The sequence below is a fragment of the Herbaspirillum sp. BH-1 genome, from assembly GCF_002870055.1.
Classification (GTDB): Bacteria; Pseudomonadota; Gammaproteobacteria; order Burkholderiales; family Burkholderiaceae_D; genus Herbaspirillum; species Herbaspirillum frisingense.
In genome coordinates this window covers 1-16,762 of the sequence record NZ_PKOI01000021.1, presented here as the reverse complement: position 1 = coordinate 16,762, position 16,762 = coordinate 1, and the positions used below count along the sequence as shown (strand labels likewise).

Genomic DNA, 16,762 nt, shown 5'->3' with positions numbered 1-16,762 from the left:
GGCAACGCCGCCAGCGCGCCTTCTGGGCGCAACCCTCCGGGAGAGGCCGTCAAGCGTCGCCTGCCGTTGTTGCAGCAACTTGCCGTAGCACCACTACGGCGCGTCGCTGCGCCTAGGCAGTCAACGCTTGACGACCTCTCGCACTCACAGATTTAGTGTGAACAGGCCCTAAATCAGTATGGGGATGCGGGGAGGGCGCTGTCCAACAAGAAAATCTGAACGGGCTTGATTGAAAAATCTTATGAGCAAAAGCGGGGCGGCGGCTGCTTCAGGTTGGTGCTGCGCCGCATGCGGCGGTTGTGGGTGCGCAGCCAGCAGCGGCGCGGCATTGCGCCCGGCTCAGTTGAGCGGCGCCGGCAGGCGGGCGATCTCGTGGCCCCAATTGAGTGCGAAGTCGGACGCGGTTTCCTGGGCGATGCGGGCCACGGTTTCGGTCAAGGGATTCTCATGGTCCGAGCGGAAGCAGGCGATCAGCGCCAGGGCCGGGAACTCGGTATCGACCCGCAGCAGGTGCAGGCTTTCCTCGTTGAGTTCGCGCTGGATGATGGCCGGTGGCACGGCGGTGATGCCGAAGCCATCGGTGGCCAGCCGGATCATGGTCGCCACCGAGGCGATGCAATTGATGTGCAGCGTGCGCTCGCTGCGTTCGCTGCCCGAGAACAGGCGCTCGATCACCGCATGCGGCCCCGAGTTGCGGGCGAAGCTGATGATCGGGAAGGCCGCCAGGTCGGCCAGCGACAGGGTCTCGCTGCCGATGTCGAGCTTGGGACTGCCGACCCAGCGCATGGGGAATTCGCACAGTGCGATATTGCTGACCTGCGGGCCGATCACCGGTTCGGCCTGCAGCACCAGATCCAGGTTGCTCTTGCTGAACTGCTCGTGCAGGTGGATGGTGGTATCGCTGACGATCTCGATCTGCAGGCGCGGGAAGGTCTTGTGCAGCCGCCCCAGGAAATCCGGGAACCAGCTGTGGACGATGGATTCGATCACGCCGATGCGGATCACGCCGGCATAGACCTCGCGGTCGGACATGTCGTCCTTCATCTCGCGCATGAGCTTGACCATGCGCTCCGCATACACCAGCGCCTTGCTGCCGTCGGCGGTGAGTGCCACCTCGCGCGCGCTGCGGTCGAACAGGCGCACGCCGAAGTCCTGTTCGAGCGAGGCGATGCGGCTGGAGACGGCAGCCTGGGTGGTGTGCAGGCGCTCGGCGGTGAGCCGGAAATTGCGCAGCCGGGCCAGCCAGACGAAGGTTTCGAGGAAGCGGATATTCATGACGAGCAGGACGTGGAGAAGAGGCGTATTTTATCGCCAGGACGTGTCAACTCCCGTTGTCATTTTTGGTGCGCTGCGCAATAAAGTCGGTCCCGTTCGGCGCACATCTGGTGCATTTCATGGCGCAACTCGCGTGCTTCTGGTGCGTTATATCGATATTCGGAATTTGAAAGTATTTTTTCTTTACTCCGGATTGAAATGAAAATATATTTACATTTTTCGCGCCAGGGCGGGTCGTCATATCAAGTCCCGCGACAGGATAAAAATGGGTGAGGCCCGCGTTTTCGTAAACGATATAAATCCAATCAATGATATGGAGCGTTTGCAGGCACGGGGCGATTTCTTCAGCACAGACGGGGCAGCGGACGGTGACACAACAACCGAAGAACATCAGCTTGCAGGGAGCCGGCGCGGTCGCGCAGGCCGTGGGCAAGCTGTATCCGCAGTTGTCCAAGTCGCACCGCAAGACCGCCGACTATGTGCTCGGCAACCCCTTTCGCGCGGCTACCATGACCATCGACGAACTGTCGGAGGCCGCCGGCATTTCGGTAGCCACCGCCAACCGTTTTGCCCACGCGCTGGGTTTTGATGGTTATGCCTCCTTCCGCGCGGCCCTGGTGGCGGACTTTGCCACCACGCTGGCGCCGGTGGAAAAGCTGCGCGACGAAGTGCAACGCGCCGCCACCAGCGCCGAGATCATGGCCGCTGCTTTCGATAGCGACATCCATAACATCGAGGCCACCCGCCGCATGCTCACGCCCGAGCATTGTGAACAGGCAGTGGACATGATTCTTGCCGCCGAACGCATCTTCATCACCGGCTTCGGCGCCTCGGCCTACCTGGCCGGCCTGATGGCACATGCGCTGGAGCCCTATGTGCGCACCGTGTCCTCGGTGGCGCTGGCTGGTGGTCCTTCGCAGGCGGGCCGGCAATTCTTCAAGCTCGATAGTCGCGACCTGGTGATCCCGATGGTGTTTCCGCGCTATGCCGCCGATACCGTCTGGCTGACCCAGCGCGCAGTGGAAAAGGGCGCCCGTATCCTGGCCATCACCGATACTCCCGGCTCGCCGCTGGTGCCGCTGGCCGATGTCACGATCTATGCCCAGACCGATCGCAAGCTGTCTCCCACGTCCGATGCGGCCGCGCTGATCTTGATCCAGGCCCTGTGCGATGCGGTGGCGCATCGCGCCCGGCGCTCGGTGCAGGCTGCTTCGCAGATGACCGAATTCGTACTGCCCTGGCTGTATCTGCCGCAACAGCACCAGCGTCCGGCCATGACGCCGGTCGCCAAGCCGGCCCGGGCCGCTCTCAATAAAGGAAAGACCAAAGCATGACCACTCCGGTAATTGCCATCCATGGTGGCGCAGGCACCATCACGCGCGCCTCGCTGAGCGCCGAGGACGAAGCCCGATATCACCAGGCGCTGGCTGACATCGTGGCCGCCGGCCAGGCTGTATTGAATGCCGGTGGCTCGGCGCTGGAAGCGGTGACCGAAGCAGTGCGCCTGCTGGAAGACTGTCCGCTGTTCAATGCCGGCCATGGTGCTGTCTACACCAGCGAAGGCCGGCATGAGCTGGATGCCTGCGTGATGAATGGCGCCGACCTGGCCTCCGGCGCGGTGGCCTGTGTCACCAATCTGCGCAACCCGGTGCTGGCTGCCCGCGCCGTGATGGAAAAGAGCGAGCACGTGCTGCTGGTCGGTCCCGCTGCAGAAGCCTTTGCCGCTCGCAACGGTGTGGCCACGGTCACGCCTGACTATTTCCATACCGATGCCCGCCACGAGCAATGGTTGCGGGTGCGCGGTCAGTCGCGGGCCATGCTGGACCATGACGCCTCCTCCTTCGCCTTTGCCGAAAAGACCGCCGCCCCCGTCGAGCCCATCGACCCCGACCACAAGTTCGGCACCGTCGGCGCGGTGGCGCTGGACCAGTTCGGCAACCTGGCTGCGGCCACCTCGACCGGTGGCATCACCAACAAGCAGCCGGGCCGGGTGGGTGATTCACCCATCATCGGTGCCGGCTGCTATGCCAACAATGCCACCGTCGCGGTTTCCGCCACCGGCACCGGCGAGGCCTTCATGCGCACCGTGGCCTGTTACGACATCGGCGCGCGCATGGCCTATGCCGGTCAGTCGCTGGAAGAAGCCAGCCGCGCCGTGGTGTTCGATACCCTGCCCAAGGTCGGCGGACGCGGTGGCGTGATCGCCATCGATGCCCAGGGCAATCTCGCCCTGCCGTTCAATACCGAGGGCATGTACCGCGCCTATGGCTGCGGCGAGCTGGCGCCGGTCACCGAAATCTACGCAGCACCGGCCTGAGTCGGCCGAGCAGGAGAGAATCAAGATGCAACAGTCACAACGCGTGCTCGATGTCAGCCACCTCAACGTCCGCTTCGCCACCTCCGAGCGGACGGTGGACGCGGTGCGCGACCTGTCCTTCCATGTGGACCAGGGCGAGACCCTGGCCATCGTCGGCGAATCGGGTTCGGGCAAGTCGGTGTCCTCGCTGGCGATCATGCGCCTGATCGAACACGGCGGCGGCAAGATCGTCGGCGGAAGCATGCAGTTCCTGCGCCGCAGCGGCCAGACGCTTGATCTGGCCCAGGCCGACAATGCCACCATGCGCGGCATCCGGGGCGCCGAGATCGCCATGATCTTCCAGGAACCGATGACCTCGCTGAACCCGGTCTTCACCGTCGGTGAACAGATCGCCGAATCGATCCGCCTGCACCAGGGCATGAGCCGCGCCGCCGCCCAGGCCGAGGCGCTGCGCATGCTGGAGATGGTGCGGATCCCCGAGGCCCGGCGCGTGCTGGGCCGCCATCCGCACCAGTTGTCGGGCGGCATGCGGCAACGCGTGATGATCGCCATGGCCTTGTCCTGCAAGCCTTCGCTGTTGATCGCCGACGAACCGACCACGGCCCTGGACGTGACCATCCAGGCGCAGATCCTGCAGCTGATCCGCTCCCTGCAGGAAGAGATGCACATGGGCGTGATCTTCATCACCCACGACATGGGCGTGGTGGCCGAAGTGGCCGACCGCGTGGTGGTCATGTGCCGTGGCGAGAAGGTGGAAGAAAACGCCGTTGAGCCGCTCTTCGCCGCACCCAGCCATCCCTATACCCGTTCCCTGCTGGCCGCCGTGCCGCGCCTGGGCTCCATGCGCGGTACCGATATGCCGCTGCGTTTCGGTATTGCGCCGCAGGCCGAGGTGCGCCCCGACCTGATCGCCAGCGAGCTGCAGACCCAGCAGGAGATCGCCGCCCAGCGCCAGCCCATCCTCAAGGTGCGCGACCTGACCACCCGCTTCGATGTGAAGAGCGGCATCTTCGGTCGCGTCAAGCAGCGTGTGCATGCGGTGGAAAAGGTCAGCTTCGACCTGTTTGCCGGCGAGACCCTGGCCATCGTCGGTGAATCCGGCTGTGGCAAGTCCACCACCGGCCGCTCCCTGTTGCGCCTGGTCGATATCGCCGGTGGCCGTGTCGAATTCGGCGGCCGCGACCTGGCGCAATTGCCGCGCACCGAGCTGCGCCAGTTGCGGCGCGATATCCAGTTCATCTTCCAGGACCCGTTCGCCTCCCTCGATCCGCGCATGACGGTCGGTTACTCCATCATGGAGCCGATGCTGGTGCACGGCATGAAGGAGGGGGCCCAGGAACGCGTGGATGCACTGCTGACCCGCGTGGGCCTCACCCCCGAACATGGCCAGCGCTACCCGCATGAATTTTCCGGCGGTCAGCGCCAGCGCATCTGTATCGCCCGCGCCCTGGCCCTGAACCCCAAGATCGTCATCGCCGACGAATCGGTGTCGGCGCTGGACGTGTCGATCCAGGCCCAGATCGTCAACCTGATGCTGGACCTGCAGGCCGAGCTGGGGATTTCCTTCATCTTCATCTCGCACGACATGGCCGTGGTAGAGCGCATCAGCCACCGGGTGGCGGTGATGTACCTGGGCCAGATCGTGGAGATCGGCCCGCGTCGCGCGATCTTCGAGAATCCGCAGCATCCCTATACGCGCAAGCTGATGGCGGCCGTGCCGGTGGCCGATCCGACCTTGCGCCAGCCGGGCAAGAAGTTGCTGACCGATGAAATTCCCAGCCCGATCCGGCTGGTGGGCGATGAGCCCAAAGTGGAGCCCCTGAAGGAAGTGGCTCCCGGGCACTTTGTGGCCCAGCACCGTATTGCCGGCGCTTTCTGAGCGCGGGCGGGTTTCCATGTTGTAAATGCTTCAGTGCAGTAATCCCCACTACGTCGTACCAACCTCGCTTTACTGATCAGGAGAGACTACATGACTACCACTGCAACCCGGAAGGGCATGACCATTGCCAAATGGCTGGCCGTCGGCGCCCTGGGCACCTCGCTGCAATTTGCAGCGGCACATGCGTTCGCGGCCAAGACCGTGACGCTGGCGGTGTATTCCACCTTCACCACGCTGGACCCCTATGACGCCAACGACACCCTGTCGCTGTCCATGGCCAAGTCCTTCTACCAGGGCCTGTTCGGTTTCGACAAGGACATGAAGCTCATTCCGGTGCTGGCCGAAGGCTACCTGGTGAGCAAGGACGGTCTGGAATACACCATCCGCCTGAAGCAGGGCGTGAAGTTCCAGGACGGTACCGTGTTCAAGGCCGATGCCGTGAAGGCCGTGTTCGACCGTGTCACCAACCCGGACAACAAGTTGAAGCGCTACAACCTCTTCAACCGCATCGCCAAGACCGAAATCCTGAACGACTACACCGTCAAGGTCGTGCTCAAGGAGCCGTTCTCGGCCTTCATCAACGTGCTGGCCCACCCGTCGGCAGTGATGATTTCGCCGGCTGCGCTGAAGCAGTACGGCAACAAGGACATCGCCTTCCACCCGGTCGGCACCGGCCCCTTCAAGTTCGTCGAATGGAAGCAGACCGACTACGTCAAGGTCGAGAAATTCGACGGCTACTGGAAGCCGGGCTACCCCAAGGTCGACGAGATCATCTGGAAGCCGGTGGTCGACAACAACGCCCGCTCGGCCATGATGCAGACCGGCGAGGCGCAATTCACCTATCCGCTGCCCTACGAGCAGGCCGATCTGTTGAAGAGCAAGTCCAACCTGGATGTGGTGGCCGCACCATCCATCATCCAGCGTTACATGTCGATGAATACCAAGCAGAAGCCTTTCGACAACCCGAAGGTGCGCGAAGCCATCAACTACGCCATCAACAAGCAGGCGCTGGTGAAGGTGGCCTTCAACGGCTATGCCACGCCGATGGAAGGCGTGGTGCCGCAGGGCGTGGACTACGCCTTCAAGACCGGCCCCTGGCCCTATGACGTGAAGAAGGCCAAGGCCCTGCTGGCCGAAGCCGGTTATCCGAACGGTTTCGAGACCGAACTGTGGTCGGCCTACACCCACAGCACGGCACTGAAGATCATCCAGTTCCTGCAGCAGCAACTGGCGCAGGTCGGCATCAAGGCCAAGATCCAGGCCCTGGAGTCCGGTCAGCGCGTGGAACGCGTGGAAAGCTGGCAAGACCCTGCCACCGCGCCGGTACGTCTGCTCTACATCGGCTGGTCCTCCTCGACCGGTGAAGCCGACTGGGCGCTGCGTCCGCTGCTGGCGTCGGAAGCCTTCCCGCCGCGTCTGTACAACACCGCCTACTACAAGAACGACAAGGTCGATGCCGACATCGCCAAGGCCCTGACCCTGACCGAGCGAAAGGACAAGGAAGCCCTGTACAAGGATGCCCAGCAGGAAATCTGGAAGGATGCTCCGTGGGCCTTCCTGGTGACCGAAAAGCTGCTGTACGCGCGCAACAAGAACCTCAAGGGCGTCTACGTGATGCCTGACCAGGCGATTGAATTCGAGAACATCGAACTGACGAAGTAAGCAGGCAGCACCAAGCGGCGGCGCAGCAGGAGCGCGCCGCCGCTTGCATTCTTCGGTGGACGCCTGGTCCATCGCGCAACAAGAAGGGTCCGATCCATCGGCGACGAGCGGCCTTATTCAGAGAGCATCATGTTTTCCTTTGTCATCAAACGCCTGTTAGGCCTGATTCCCACGCTGCTGCTGGTGGCGGTCCTGGTATTCCTGTTCGTGCACCTGTTGCCGGGCGACCCGGCACGCCTGGCGGCCGGCCCCGACGCCGACGACAAGACGGTCGCGCTGGTGCGTGCCGACCTCGGCCTGGACAAGCCCCTGCCGGAGCAGTTCGTGAACTTCTTCGTCAACGCCGCCAAGGGTGACTTCGGTCGTTCCATCCGCAGCAAGCGCCCGGTCTCCGAAGAGATCGCCGCGCGCTTCTGGCCCACGCTGTGGTTGACGGTGGTGGCCATGATCTGGGCCGTGATCTTCGGTCTGATCATCGGCATTTCCTCGGCGGTATGGCGTAACAAGTGGCCGGATCGTCTGGGCATGACGCTGGCGGTGTCCGGCATTTCCTTCCCGGCCTTCTCGCTGGGCATCCTGTTGATGCAGGTGTTTTCGGTCAATCTGGGATGGTTGCCCACGGTGGGCGACGACACCTGGCGCCACTACATCCTGCCCTCGATCACGCTGGGCGCGGCGGTGGCGGCGGTGATGGCGCGCTTCACCCGTTCCTCCTTCATCGAGATCCTGCAGGAAGACTTCGTCCGTACCGCCCGCGCCAAGGGCCTGACCGAGACGGTGGTAGTCATCAAGCACTGCCTGCGCAATGCCCTCATTCCGGTGGTCACCATGATGGGCCTGCAGTTCGGCTTCCTGCTGGGCGGCTCGATCCTGGTCGAGGTGGTCTTCAACTGGCCGGGCATGGGGCGCCTGCTGGTGGACGCGGTCGAAATGCGTGACTACCCCATCATCCAGGCCGAGATCCTGCTGTTCTCGCTGGAATTCATTTTCATCAACCTGGTGGTGGACGTGCTGTATGCCGTGATCAACCCCAGCATCCGTTTCAAGTGAGGGGAATCATGTCGCTCTCCAATTCGCCTCTGGCAACCACCTCCGAAACCGGCGCGCCCTTGCCGCCGCCCGATCCCGCCGCGGTCGCGGCCTCTGGCCAGAAGATCCGCACCCCGTGGCGCGAATTCTGGCGCAAGTTCAAGAAACAGCGGCTGGCCGTCTATGCCGGCGTGTTCATCCTGCTGCTGATCCTGGTCGCCATCCTGGCCCCCTGGATCGTGCCGTTCGATGCCGAGAACTTCTTCGACTACGACGCCCTGAACTCGCCGCCGACCTGGACTCACTGGTTCGGTGTGGACTCGCTGGGCCGTGACATCTTCAGTCGCATCCTGATGGGCGCACGCATCTCGCTGGCCTCGGGCTTCTTCTCGGTGGCCATCGGCGCCGTGATCGGCACCGTCTTCGGCCTGCTGGCCGGCTACTACGAGGGCTGGTGGGACCGCATCACCATGCGCATCTGCGACGTACTGTTCGCCTTCCCCGGCATCCTGCTGGCCATCGGCATCGTCGCCATCCTGGGTGGCGGCATGATCAACGTCATCATCTCGGTGTCGGTGTTCAGCATCCCGGCCTTTGCCCGCCTGGTGCGGGGCAATACCCTGCAATTGAAGAACCTGACCTATATCGAGGCTACCCGCAGCATCGGTGCGTCCGATACCACCATCATGTGGAAGCACATCTTCCCCGGCACCATCTCGGCCATCGTGGTGTATTTCACCATGCGCATCGGCACCTCCATCATTACTGCCGCGGGGCTGTCCTTCCTCGGCCTGGGTGCGCAATCGCCCACGCCGGAGTGGGGCCTGATGTTGAACGAAGCCCGCGCCGACATGGTGACCTCGCCGCACGTGGCGCTGGTGCCCAGCATCGCCATCTTCCTCACCGTACTGGCTTTCAACCTGCTGGGCGATGGCCTGCGTGACGCGCTCGATCCCAAGATCGATCAGCGTTGATGGCGATGGGCCTGCCGCTTGTGACGAAGTCGCCTATGTCGACGCTACCGCACATTGGCCGGCTTGCCGCCGGCCCGCGTAACAGCATCACCGACGTGGCCGGCGTGACCGTCGGCCATTGCACCCTCGATGACGGCCCGGTACAGACCGGGGTGACCGTGATTGCGCCGCATGGCGGCAACCTGTTCACCCACCGCCTGCCGGCGGCCGCGGCGGTCATCAACGGCTTCGGCAAGAGTGCCGGACTGGTGCAACTGGAAGAGCTGGGCCTGCTGGAGACGCCGATTGCGCTGTCCAACACCTTCGCCGTCGGCACGCTGCTCAACGCCCAGATCGCCCACACCCTGCGCGCCAACCCGCAATGCGGGCGCAGCCTGCCCACCGTCAATCCGCTGGTGCTGGAATGCAATGACGGCTATCTCAACGATCTGCAGGCGATGGCGGTGCAGCCGGCGCATTTCGATGCGGCCCTGCAGGCAGTTTCATCTGAGGTGGCCCAAGGTTCGGTGGGCGCCGGGCGCGGCATGTCCAGCTTCGGCCTGAAGGGCGGGATCGGGACGGCTTCCCGAGTAGCCATTGTCGGCGCCGCCGGGCAGGGCTACACCGTGGGGGCGCTGGTGCTGTCCAACTTCGGTCGCCTGCCCGAGCTGATCCTGGCCGGCGATCCGCTGGGCGCGCGCCTGGCCGCTGCAGAGCCGCCGGATGCCGCCCCCGAGAAGGGCTCCATCATCATCCTCCTGGCCACCGATGCGCCGCTGGATGCGCGTCAGTTGAAGCGCCTGGCCGTACGGGCCGGCGCCGGGCTGGCACGGACCGGATCGGCCTATGGGCACGGCAGCGGCGATATCGCCCTGGCGTTTTCGACCGCGCAGCAGATCGAGGCCGAGGCCGAGTGCGCGCAGATGGCCTTGTTGGCCGATCATCTGCTGGACCCGCTGTTCCATGCTGCCGCCGACAGCGTGGAGCAGGCCATCGTCCATGCGCTCTTTGCCGCTGAGACCGTGTACGGCCGCGACGGCCATGTGCGCGTCAGCCTGCGCGAGCGGCTGGCGGCATCGAACTGAACCACTTACCGTAGCGAGATTTTCATGACTGGCAAACGCGCCAACATTCTGGTTTCCGTCGATATCGAAGGCGTGGCCGGGGTTTTTCACGTCGAGCAGACCCGTGCCGGCAACGGCGAATATGAACGCGCCCGGCGCTGGATGACGGAAGAAGCCAACGCCGTCATCCGCGGTGCCCTGGCGGCCGGTGCCACCGCCATCAAGGTCAACGACTCGCATGGCGGCTTCCGCAATCTGCTGCCGGACCTGCTGCATCCGCAGGCCCGCATGGTGCTGGGCAAGCCCCGCGTGCTGGGCATGATGGGTGGCGTGGACCAGGAGATCGATGCCGTGATGCTGGTGGGTTACCACTCGCGCGCCCAGGGGCGCGGCATCCTCGCGCACACCACCAACAGCTTTGCCTTTGCCCGGGTCTGGCTGGGTGGGCAGGAGATGGGCGAGGCCGGTCTCTATGGCGCACTGGCGGCCGAGCACGGCGTGCCGGTGATCTTCGGCAGCGGGGACGATGCCTTCATCGAGGAAAACCAGCCGCTGTATCCCCACGCGGTCTTTGCCGAGACCAAGAAAGCCTATGGCGCCAACAGTGGCGATTCGCTGACCCCGCAACAATCTTGTGTGTTGCTGGAAGAGCGCGCCCGGCAGGCAGTGGCCAGCCTGCTGGCGCAACCGGCGTCGATGCCGGTACTGCCCCTTCGCGGACCATTGCGGTGTCGCCTGCAGGCGCAGACGGTGGCGCTGGCTGACCTGTTCAGCCAGTTGCCCATCCTGGAGCGCAGCGACAATGTCACCGTGGAGTTCGATGCGCCGACGGCGGAATACGCGGTGCGCGTGCTCAACAGCTTGTCGGCGATGTCGGCCATGCTGCGCTAGGCTCTCTCATTTGGTAGTTTGTTGACTCTCATTTGGGAAGGCTCTAAGATGAGAGAGTGAAACTGACCAAATGAGAGGTTGACCATGGCAACACGATCCGCCGCCGTCCGTGCATCCGCTTCCGCGAAAGTGACGCATGGCCTGGGTGCCAGGCCGCATGATTTCGAACGTTTCGCCAGCATGGACCCGATCAGCCAGGGTCGGACCATCCGCGATGGCATGGAGGCCATCATCGCCGAGCGCGTTGCCAAGGAACTGTTGCAGGTTCCCCTGCAGACGCTGTTGGCCGGGCTGGGCCTGCCCAGTTCGACCATTCTGCGCAAGATTTCACGCAAGGAACGCCTCTCGGGGCCGGAATCGGACCGCATCGCACGCGTGCTCTACGTCCGCGAACAGGCAGCCGATGTCTTCGAGGATGAAGCACTGGCGGCGCAGTGGATGTGTCGTCCCAATGCCACCCTGGGCGGCATGACGCCGCTGGAGGTACTCGATACGCAGCCGGGCTATGACCGGGTCCGCGATATCCTGAGCCGTATCGCCTTCGGGGTGGCGGCTTGAGTGTCACCCGTGTTTACCGGCTCGCCAAGGAAAAACCGGGGCATTATGCGGCCGATGATCTTTCCGGCAATGGCGCTGCCTTGAGTGGCGGTCGCTGGAATCCGCGTGGCCTGCGGGTGCTCTATACCTGCTGTAGCGCCTCCACGGCGCTGCTGGAATCCCTGGTCCACATGGCCGGGCTGATGCCACGGGCCAACTTCTACCTGGTCGTGCTGGAGTTGCCGCAGGCCGAGGTGCGCAAGGCCTATGTTCCGGAGCTGCCACCGGACTGGTCCGACATCACCCGCGATCCGGCCAGCACGGCGGCTATCGGGAAGCACTGGATCGAGCAGGGGAAACAGCTTGTCATGAAGGTGCCATCGGTGGTCAGTCCCACCGATTTCAACCTTCTGCTCAATCCCCTGCATCCGCAGATGGCCGGTGTCAGGGTCGTGGAAAAGCAGCTCTTCCAGTTCGACGCCCGGCTATTCGGCTAAGGTGTCTGCCCTGGTTTCCCTCGTAGTCACTTCACCTTGCTCTCGATCAGCTTGACCAGCGCATGCACGGTCAGGTTGACCGGTGTGGACAGCCCATGGGCCTGGCCGCGCCGGACGATGAAGCCGTTCAGATGGTCGATTTCGCTGGGCTTGCCGCGTGCCAGGTCCTGCGCGGTCGAGGAGAACTGGGAGGGCATGGTCTCGATGATCTTGCGTACGGCGGTGTCGACGTCGCCGGCCAGGGTCACCCCTTCGGCAGCGGCCACGGCCTTGCATTCGGCCACCAGGTGGGCCATCACCTCCGGCACGCCCACGCCTTCCACCAGCTTGCCGTAGGGCAGTTGCGCGATGGCGGAGAGGGCGTTGTAGGCGCAGTTGATGATCAGCTTCAGCCACAGGGCGCCACGCACATTGTCGGATATCTCGGTAGGCACGCCGGCGGCGATCAGGGCATCGGCGGCAGCCCGGCTGCGGGCAGCCGGTTCGATCACCAGTTCGCCGCGTCCGTGGTGCTTGACGTGGCCGGGGCCGGCCATTTCGGTGGCGACGTAGACCACCGCCGCCGACACCGGTTGCGGGATCACGGTGCGCAGACGCTCGGCATTGTCAGTACCGTTCTGCAATGTCAGCACCAGCGTATCGGCGCCCAGGTAGGGGCGCAGTTGCGCACCGGCAGTTTCGGTATCAGGAGACTTGACGCAGAACAGCACCAGCTCGGCGCCGGCGACAATGGCGGGATCGGTGCTGGCCTTGACGGGGATGGTCTCATCGAAGGTCTTGGCTTCCAGCCGCAGGCCACGGGTATTGAAGGCCTCCACGTGCTGGGGGCGGCCCACCAGGACCACCTCATGTCCGGCGCGTGCCAGCATCCCGGCAAAATAACAGCCCACTGCACCCGCGCCCATCACTGCAACTTTCATGCGTGTCTCCCCGCTCGGTAGATTGATGATGAAGCGGAAAGCCTAACACAGCACCGCGGTCTTTTCAGGCGGGGTCAGCAGCGGTCAGAACGAGCGCCGCACCCGCACCGACACATAGGCCGGGGGCTTGGTGGTGGCGGTCGCCCGGGCGCTGTGCAGGCGGTGCAGGGTGATCTGGTTGACCTCGGCATGGCTGCCGTCGATGTGCTCTCCCATGATCTGCTGTGCCGCGTCGGCATCGCCGGCTGCGATGCAGTCCAGGATGGCGGCATGTTCCTCGTAGGTCGAGTGCAGGCAATCGCCATAGAGGAAATCCAGGCGGCGCACGATGCGGATGCGGTCGGTCAGGCGGTCGAAGGTATCGGCCATCTCCTGGTTGCCGGCCGCGCGCACCAGGGTCTGGTGGAACACTTCATCGAGCTGTGCGGCCTTGGGGCCATCCAGCTCGCGGGCCTGCTCCGGCACGCACCAGGAGGCGCGCAGGCCGGCCAGCACGCTCTGGTCGCCGGCCTGGGCGCACAGGCGGCGCACGGCGTGGGTCTCGATGAGCTTGCGCATTTCGTAGAGGTCGGAAAAGCGCTTGAAATCGATCGGCACGATCTCCCAGCCACCGCGCACGTAGCCCTGCATCAGGCCATCGTTCTGCAGGCGCTGCAGGGCTTGCCGCACCGGCGTGCGCGAGACCTTGAAGTAGGCGGCGATTTCGGTCTCGGTGATCTGGTCGCCGGGTAGCAGCCGCATGTCGAAGATATCCTGCCGCAGCTGGGCGTAGACATACTCGGGCAGGGAGCCGCTGCGCACCAGCGCATCGTCGCCGTCGGGCTCGGCCACGTCGATGGCCTCGGCCGACGGCGGCAGGGGGGAGGGGGCAGCCACGCTCTTCACGATGGTCGCATCCTCACCAGGCCGCTACGCAGCCATCGGTGCGGGGTTCGGTACCGCCGCACAGGACGCCTTCGTCATTGCGCCAGATGATCTGGCCACGGCCGAAGCCCAACTGGTTGCCCGACCACGAGACCTCGTGACCAAGCCCGCCCAGGCCACGGAACAGGTGTTCGGCGGTGCTGTGCTCGATGGAGACCTTGTTGCCCTTTTCCCATTCCCAGCGTAGCGCATCCAGCGATGCCTGCGGGTTGAGGCCGAAATCGACCGTGTTCATCACCATCTGCACATGGCCCTGGGGTTGCATGAAGCCGCCCATCACGCCGAAGGGACCGACTGCCTGGCCGTTGCGCGTCATGAAGCCGGGGATGATGGTGTGATACGGGCGCTTGCCTGGTGCCAGCATGTTGGGATGGCCGGCTTCCAGGGTGAAGTTGTTGCCACGGTTGTGCAGGGCGATGCCGGTACCCGGTACCACCAGGCCGGAGCCAAAGCCCATGTAGTTGCTCTGGATGAAGGACACCATGTTGCCCTCGGCATCGGCGGTACACAGATAGACCGTGCCGCCGCGTGAGGGGTCGCCGGCCACCGGCAGGGTGGCGCGTTCGCCGATCAGCTTGCGGCGTTCGTCGGCATAGGCGTCGGAGAGCAACTGCTCGACTGTCACCTTCATGTGGGCCGGGTCGGCGATGTGCGCCAGGCCATCGGCGTAGGCCAGCTTGATGGCTTCGATCTGGCGGTGATAGGTGGCCAGGGTATCGCGCTCGGAAAAGTCGTAGGCCTTCAGCAGATTCAGCGCCATCAGCGCCACCATGCCGTGGCCATTGGGCGGGATTTCCCAGACGTCGTAGCCGCGATAGTTCACGCCGATGGGGTCCACCCATTCCGGCTGGAAGGCGGCCAGGTCGGAGGCTTGCAGGTAGCCGCCGGCTTGCTGGATGAAGGCGGCGATCCGGCCAGCCAGTTCACCGCGATAGAAACCTTCGGCGCCATCCTCGGCGATGGATTGCAGGGTCGCGGCGTGGCCGGCCGAGCGCCACAGCTGGCCGGCTTGCGGTGCTCGGCCGTCGATGCAGAAGGTATCGAACCAGGACTGGAAATGGGCGTCCTTGAATTCACGCTTGAAGTTCTGTTGCGCCACCTGCCAGGCGTGCGCCACCATTGGCGAGACCGGGAAACCTTCCTGCGCCAGGGTGATGGCACCGGCCATCGAATCGGTGAGGGCCAGCTTGCCGAAGCGCTTGGCCATGGCGGCCCAGGCGCTGGGCGTGCCAGGCACCGTCACCGGCAGGGCGCCGTATTTGGGGACCTCCTTCAGGCCGGCGCCGGTGAGCTTGTCGGCCGAGATCGATTGCGGCGCCGGGCCGCTGGCATTGAGACCATGCAGCTTGCCACCATGCCAGACCAGGGCGAAGGCATCGCCGCCGATGCCGTTGGCGGTCGGCTCCACCACCGTCAGCGCGGCGGCCGCGGCGATGGCGGCGTCGATGGCATTGCCGCCGCGCTGCAGGACTTCCAGCCCGGCTTGCGCGGCCAGCGGCTGCGAGGTGGCGACCATGCCGCGCCGGGCATAGACCGCACTGCGGCGCGAGAAGTAGGGATAGTGATTGCTGCTGAAGTCGGGGAAGGCGGGCATGTCGGTCTCTCGTTCTTGGGTCAGGTGTGTATTTTAGCGATACAGGTGGCAGGCCACGGTATGGGTGGGGCTGAGCTTGATCGGGGTCGGCGCTTCGCGCTGGCAGACTTCCATGCAGGACGGGCAGCGTGGATGGAAGTGGCAGCCGGCGGGCGGCGCGGCAGGGTTGGGGATGCTTCCCTGCAGCACGATGCGCTGGCGCTGCTCGCGTGGGTGTTCACGCGGGATGGCCGAGAGCAGGGCTTGTGTATAGGGGTGGCTGGGCCGGGCATAGATGTCTTCGCGCGCGCCCAGCTCCACCATGCGGCCCAGGTACATCACGCCGATGGTGTCGCTCACATGGCGGATCACGGCCAGGTCGTGCGAGACGAAGAGATAGGTCAGCCCCAGTTCCTGCTGCAGTTCGCGCAGCAGGTTGAGGATCTGCGCCTGGATCGAGACATCCAGCGCCGAGACGGCTTCGTCGGCCACCACCAGCCTGGGGCGGGTGATGATGGCGCGGGCGATGCCCACGCGCTGGCGCTGGCCGCCGGAGAATTCGTGCGGATGGCGCGCCGCATAGGCCGGGTTCAGACCCACCATGTCCAGTGCTTCGGCCACCTTGCGCTTGCGGGTGGCGCGGTCGTGCAGGCCATGCACGATGAGCGGTTCTTCCAGCACTTCGCCGATGCTCATGCGCGGGTTCAACGAGGCATAGGGGTCCTGGAACACCATCTGCATGTGGCGGCGCATGGCGCGTAGCGGGCCGGCCGGCAGCAGGGTGATTTCCTGGCCCATGAAGCGCACGCTGCCTTCGGTGGGTTCGATCAGGCGCAGTACGCTGCGTCCGGTGGTGGACTTGCCGCAGCCGGATTCGCCGACCAGGCCCAGGGTCTGGCCTTCGGCGATGCTGAAGGAGACGTCGTCAACGGCCTTGACGGTGGTGCTGCCGGCAGCAAAATGTTTTTTCAGTCCGTGGACTTCGAGCAGGGGAGGGTTCATCGTCATTAGCCTTGCTTCAATGCGGATACCAGCAGCGCACATGATGGCCGTCGCCCAGGTCTTCCAGCGGCGGCATTTCCTGGCGGCAGATGTCCTGCGCGCGGGCGCAGCGGGCGGTGAAGCGGCAGCCGCTCTTGACGGTGCCGGGCAGCGGCACGCTGCCGGGAATGGCGTTCAGGGGCGCGCCGGGCGTGGCGTCCAGTGCCGGGCGGGCGCGCATGAGGGCGTGGGTGTAGGGG

At 64.6% G+C, this 16,762-nt stretch carries 16 protein-coding genes; 10 read left to right on the top strand and 6 right to left on the bottom strand.

The features are described 5' to 3' along the window. Positions 1–339 precede the first annotated feature (339 nt). Positions 340–1,275 (bottom strand): LysR family transcriptional regulator, encoded by a 936-nt coding sequence (locus HBH1_RS21100; protein WP_102664241.1) that lies wholly within the window; start codon positions 1,273–1,275, stop codon positions 340–342. A gap of 368 nt (positions 1,276–1,643) precedes the next feature. Here HBH1_RS21100 and HBH1_RS21095 point away from each other — a divergent pair, with 368 nt between their 5' ends. The 10 genes from HBH1_RS21095 (at position 1,644) to HBH1_RS21050 (ending at position 12,104) form a co-directional block, all read left to right on the top strand. Next, complete coding sequence (locus tag HBH1_RS21095) at positions 1,644–2,609, top strand: MurR/RpiR family transcriptional regulator (protein ID WP_039875452.1); 966 nt, start codon at positions 1,644–1,646, stop codon at positions 2,607–2,609. Next, a complete protein-coding gene (locus HBH1_RS21090; RefSeq protein WP_102664240.1) occupies positions 2,606–3,592 on the top strand; it encodes an isoaspartyl peptidase/L-asparaginase family protein in 987 nt (328 codons plus the stop codon). The genes HBH1_RS21095 and HBH1_RS21090 overlap by 4 nt, the downstream gene beginning before the upstream one ends. Before the next feature lie 25 nt (positions 3,593–3,617). Next, entirely contained in the window at positions 3,618–5,471 is a 1,854-nt protein-coding gene (locus HBH1_RS21085) for a dipeptide ABC transporter ATP-binding protein (RefSeq protein ID WP_039875450.1), read from the top strand. 90 nt (positions 5,472–5,561) lie between these two features. Then, a complete protein-coding gene (gsiB, locus tag HBH1_RS21080; protein WP_102664239.1) occupies positions 5,562–7,133 on the top strand; it encodes a glutathione ABC transporter substrate-binding protein GsiB in 1,572 nt (523 codons plus the stop codon). Between the two features lie 129 nt (positions 7,134–7,262). After that, a complete protein-coding gene (gene gsiC, locus HBH1_RS21075; protein ID WP_006463594.1) occupies positions 7,263–8,183 on the top strand; it encodes a glutathione ABC transporter permease GsiC in 921 nt (306 codons plus the stop codon). Positions 8,184–8,191: 8 nt separating this feature from the next. Then, complete coding sequence (gsiD, locus tag HBH1_RS21070; protein ID WP_166757879.1) at positions 8,192–9,136, top strand: glutathione ABC transporter permease GsiD; 945 nt, start codon at positions 8,192–8,194, stop codon at positions 9,134–9,136. Positions 9,137–9,171: 35 nt separating this feature from the next. Then, positions 9,172–10,200 (top strand): DmpA family aminopeptidase, encoded by a 1,029-nt coding sequence (locus tag HBH1_RS21065; RefSeq protein WP_102664275.1) that lies wholly within the window; start codon positions 9,172–9,174, stop codon positions 10,198–10,200. Positions 10,201–10,224: 24 nt separating this feature from the next. Next, positions 10,225–11,070 (top strand): M55 family metallopeptidase, encoded by an 846-nt coding sequence (locus HBH1_RS21060; protein WP_102664238.1) that lies wholly within the window; start codon positions 10,225–10,227, stop codon positions 11,068–11,070. Between the two features lie 84 nt (positions 11,071–11,154). Further along, the gene (locus HBH1_RS21055) at positions 11,155–11,628 is read left to right on the top strand and encodes a type II RES/Xre toxin-antitoxin system antitoxin (RefSeq protein ID WP_006463590.1); all 474 of its coding nucleotides are present in this window, start codon (positions 11,155–11,157) and stop codon (positions 11,626–11,628) included. Further along, positions 11,625–12,104: an RES family NAD+ phosphorylase gene (locus tag HBH1_RS21050; RefSeq protein WP_039875447.1), complete on the top strand. Its 480-nt coding sequence runs from the start codon at positions 11,625–11,627 to the stop codon at positions 12,102–12,104. The genes HBH1_RS21055 and HBH1_RS21050 overlap by 4 nt, the downstream gene beginning before the upstream one ends. A 26-nt stretch (positions 12,105–12,130) precedes the next feature. On the opposite strand, the gene HBH1_RS21045 is transcribed toward HBH1_RS21050, so the two are convergent. From HBH1_RS21045 to HBH1_RS21025, 5 genes are all read right to left on the bottom strand, one after another. Further along, on the bottom strand, positions 12,131–13,024 hold the full coding sequence (locus tag HBH1_RS21045) for a ketopantoate reductase family protein (RefSeq protein ID WP_006463588.1): 894 nt from the start codon (positions 13,022–13,024) through the stop codon (positions 12,131–12,133). An 84-nt stretch (positions 13,025–13,108) separates the two neighbouring features. After that, positions 13,109–13,909 (bottom strand): GntR family transcriptional regulator, encoded by an 801-nt coding sequence (locus tag HBH1_RS21040; protein ID WP_102664237.1) that lies wholly within the window; start codon positions 13,907–13,909, stop codon positions 13,109–13,111. 13 nt (positions 13,910–13,922) lie between these two features. Beyond that, on the bottom strand, positions 13,923–15,542 hold the full coding sequence (locus HBH1_RS21035) for a gamma-glutamyltransferase family protein (RefSeq protein WP_102664236.1): 1,620 nt from the start codon (positions 15,540–15,542) through the stop codon (positions 13,923–13,925). Between the two features lie 33 nt (positions 15,543–15,575). Continuing rightward, a complete protein-coding gene (locus HBH1_RS21030; protein ID WP_102664274.1) occupies positions 15,576–16,523 on the bottom strand; it encodes an ABC transporter ATP-binding protein in 948 nt (315 codons plus the stop codon). 16 nt (positions 16,524–16,539) lie between these two features. Next, positions 16,540–16,762 (bottom strand): oligopeptide/dipeptide ABC transporter ATP-binding protein (locus HBH1_RS21025; RefSeq protein WP_369878638.1); only part of this gene is annotated, 223 nt, incomplete at its 5' end.

Coding starts and splice junctions, on each gene's coding strand:
- gsiD (WP_166757879.1), top strand. CDS start 8,192: ATGTCGCTCTCCAATTCGCCTCTGGCAACCACCTCCGAAACCGGCGCG.
- gsiC (WP_006463594.1), top strand. CDS start 7,263: ATGTTTTCCTTTGTCATCAAACGCCTGTTAGGCCTGATTCCCACGCTG.
- HBH1_RS21055 (WP_006463590.1), top strand. CDS start 11,155: ATGGCAACACGATCCGCCGCCGTCCGTGCATCCGCTTCCGCGAAAGTG.
- HBH1_RS21045 (WP_006463588.1), bottom strand. CDS start 13,024: ATGAAAGTTGCAGTGATGGGCGCGGGTGCAGTGGGCTGTTATTTTGCC.
- HBH1_RS21065 (WP_102664275.1), top strand. CDS start 9,172: ATGTCGACGCTACCGCACATTGGCCGGCTTGCCGCCGGCCCGCGTAAC.
- HBH1_RS21060 (WP_102664238.1), top strand. CDS start 10,225: ATGACTGGCAAACGCGCCAACATTCTGGTTTCCGTCGATATCGAAGGC.
- HBH1_RS21030 (WP_102664274.1), bottom strand. CDS start 16,523: ATGAACCCTCCCCTGCTCGAAGTCCACGGACTGAAAAAACATTTTGCT.
- HBH1_RS21085 (WP_039875450.1), top strand. CDS start 3,618: ATGCAACAGTCACAACGCGTGCTCGATGTCAGCCACCTCAACGTCCGC.
- gsiB (WP_102664239.1), top strand. CDS start 5,562: ATGACTACCACTGCAACCCGGAAGGGCATGACCATTGCCAAATGGCTG.
- HBH1_RS21090 (WP_102664240.1), top strand. CDS start 2,606: ATGACCACTCCGGTAATTGCCATCCATGGTGGCGCAGGCACCATCACG.
- HBH1_RS21100 (WP_102664241.1), bottom strand. CDS start 1,275: ATGAATATCCGCTTCCTCGAAACCTTCGTCTGGCTGGCCCGGCTGCGC.
- HBH1_RS21035 (WP_102664236.1), bottom strand. CDS start 15,542: ATGCCCGCCTTCCCCGACTTCAGCAGCAATCACTATCCCTACTTCTCG.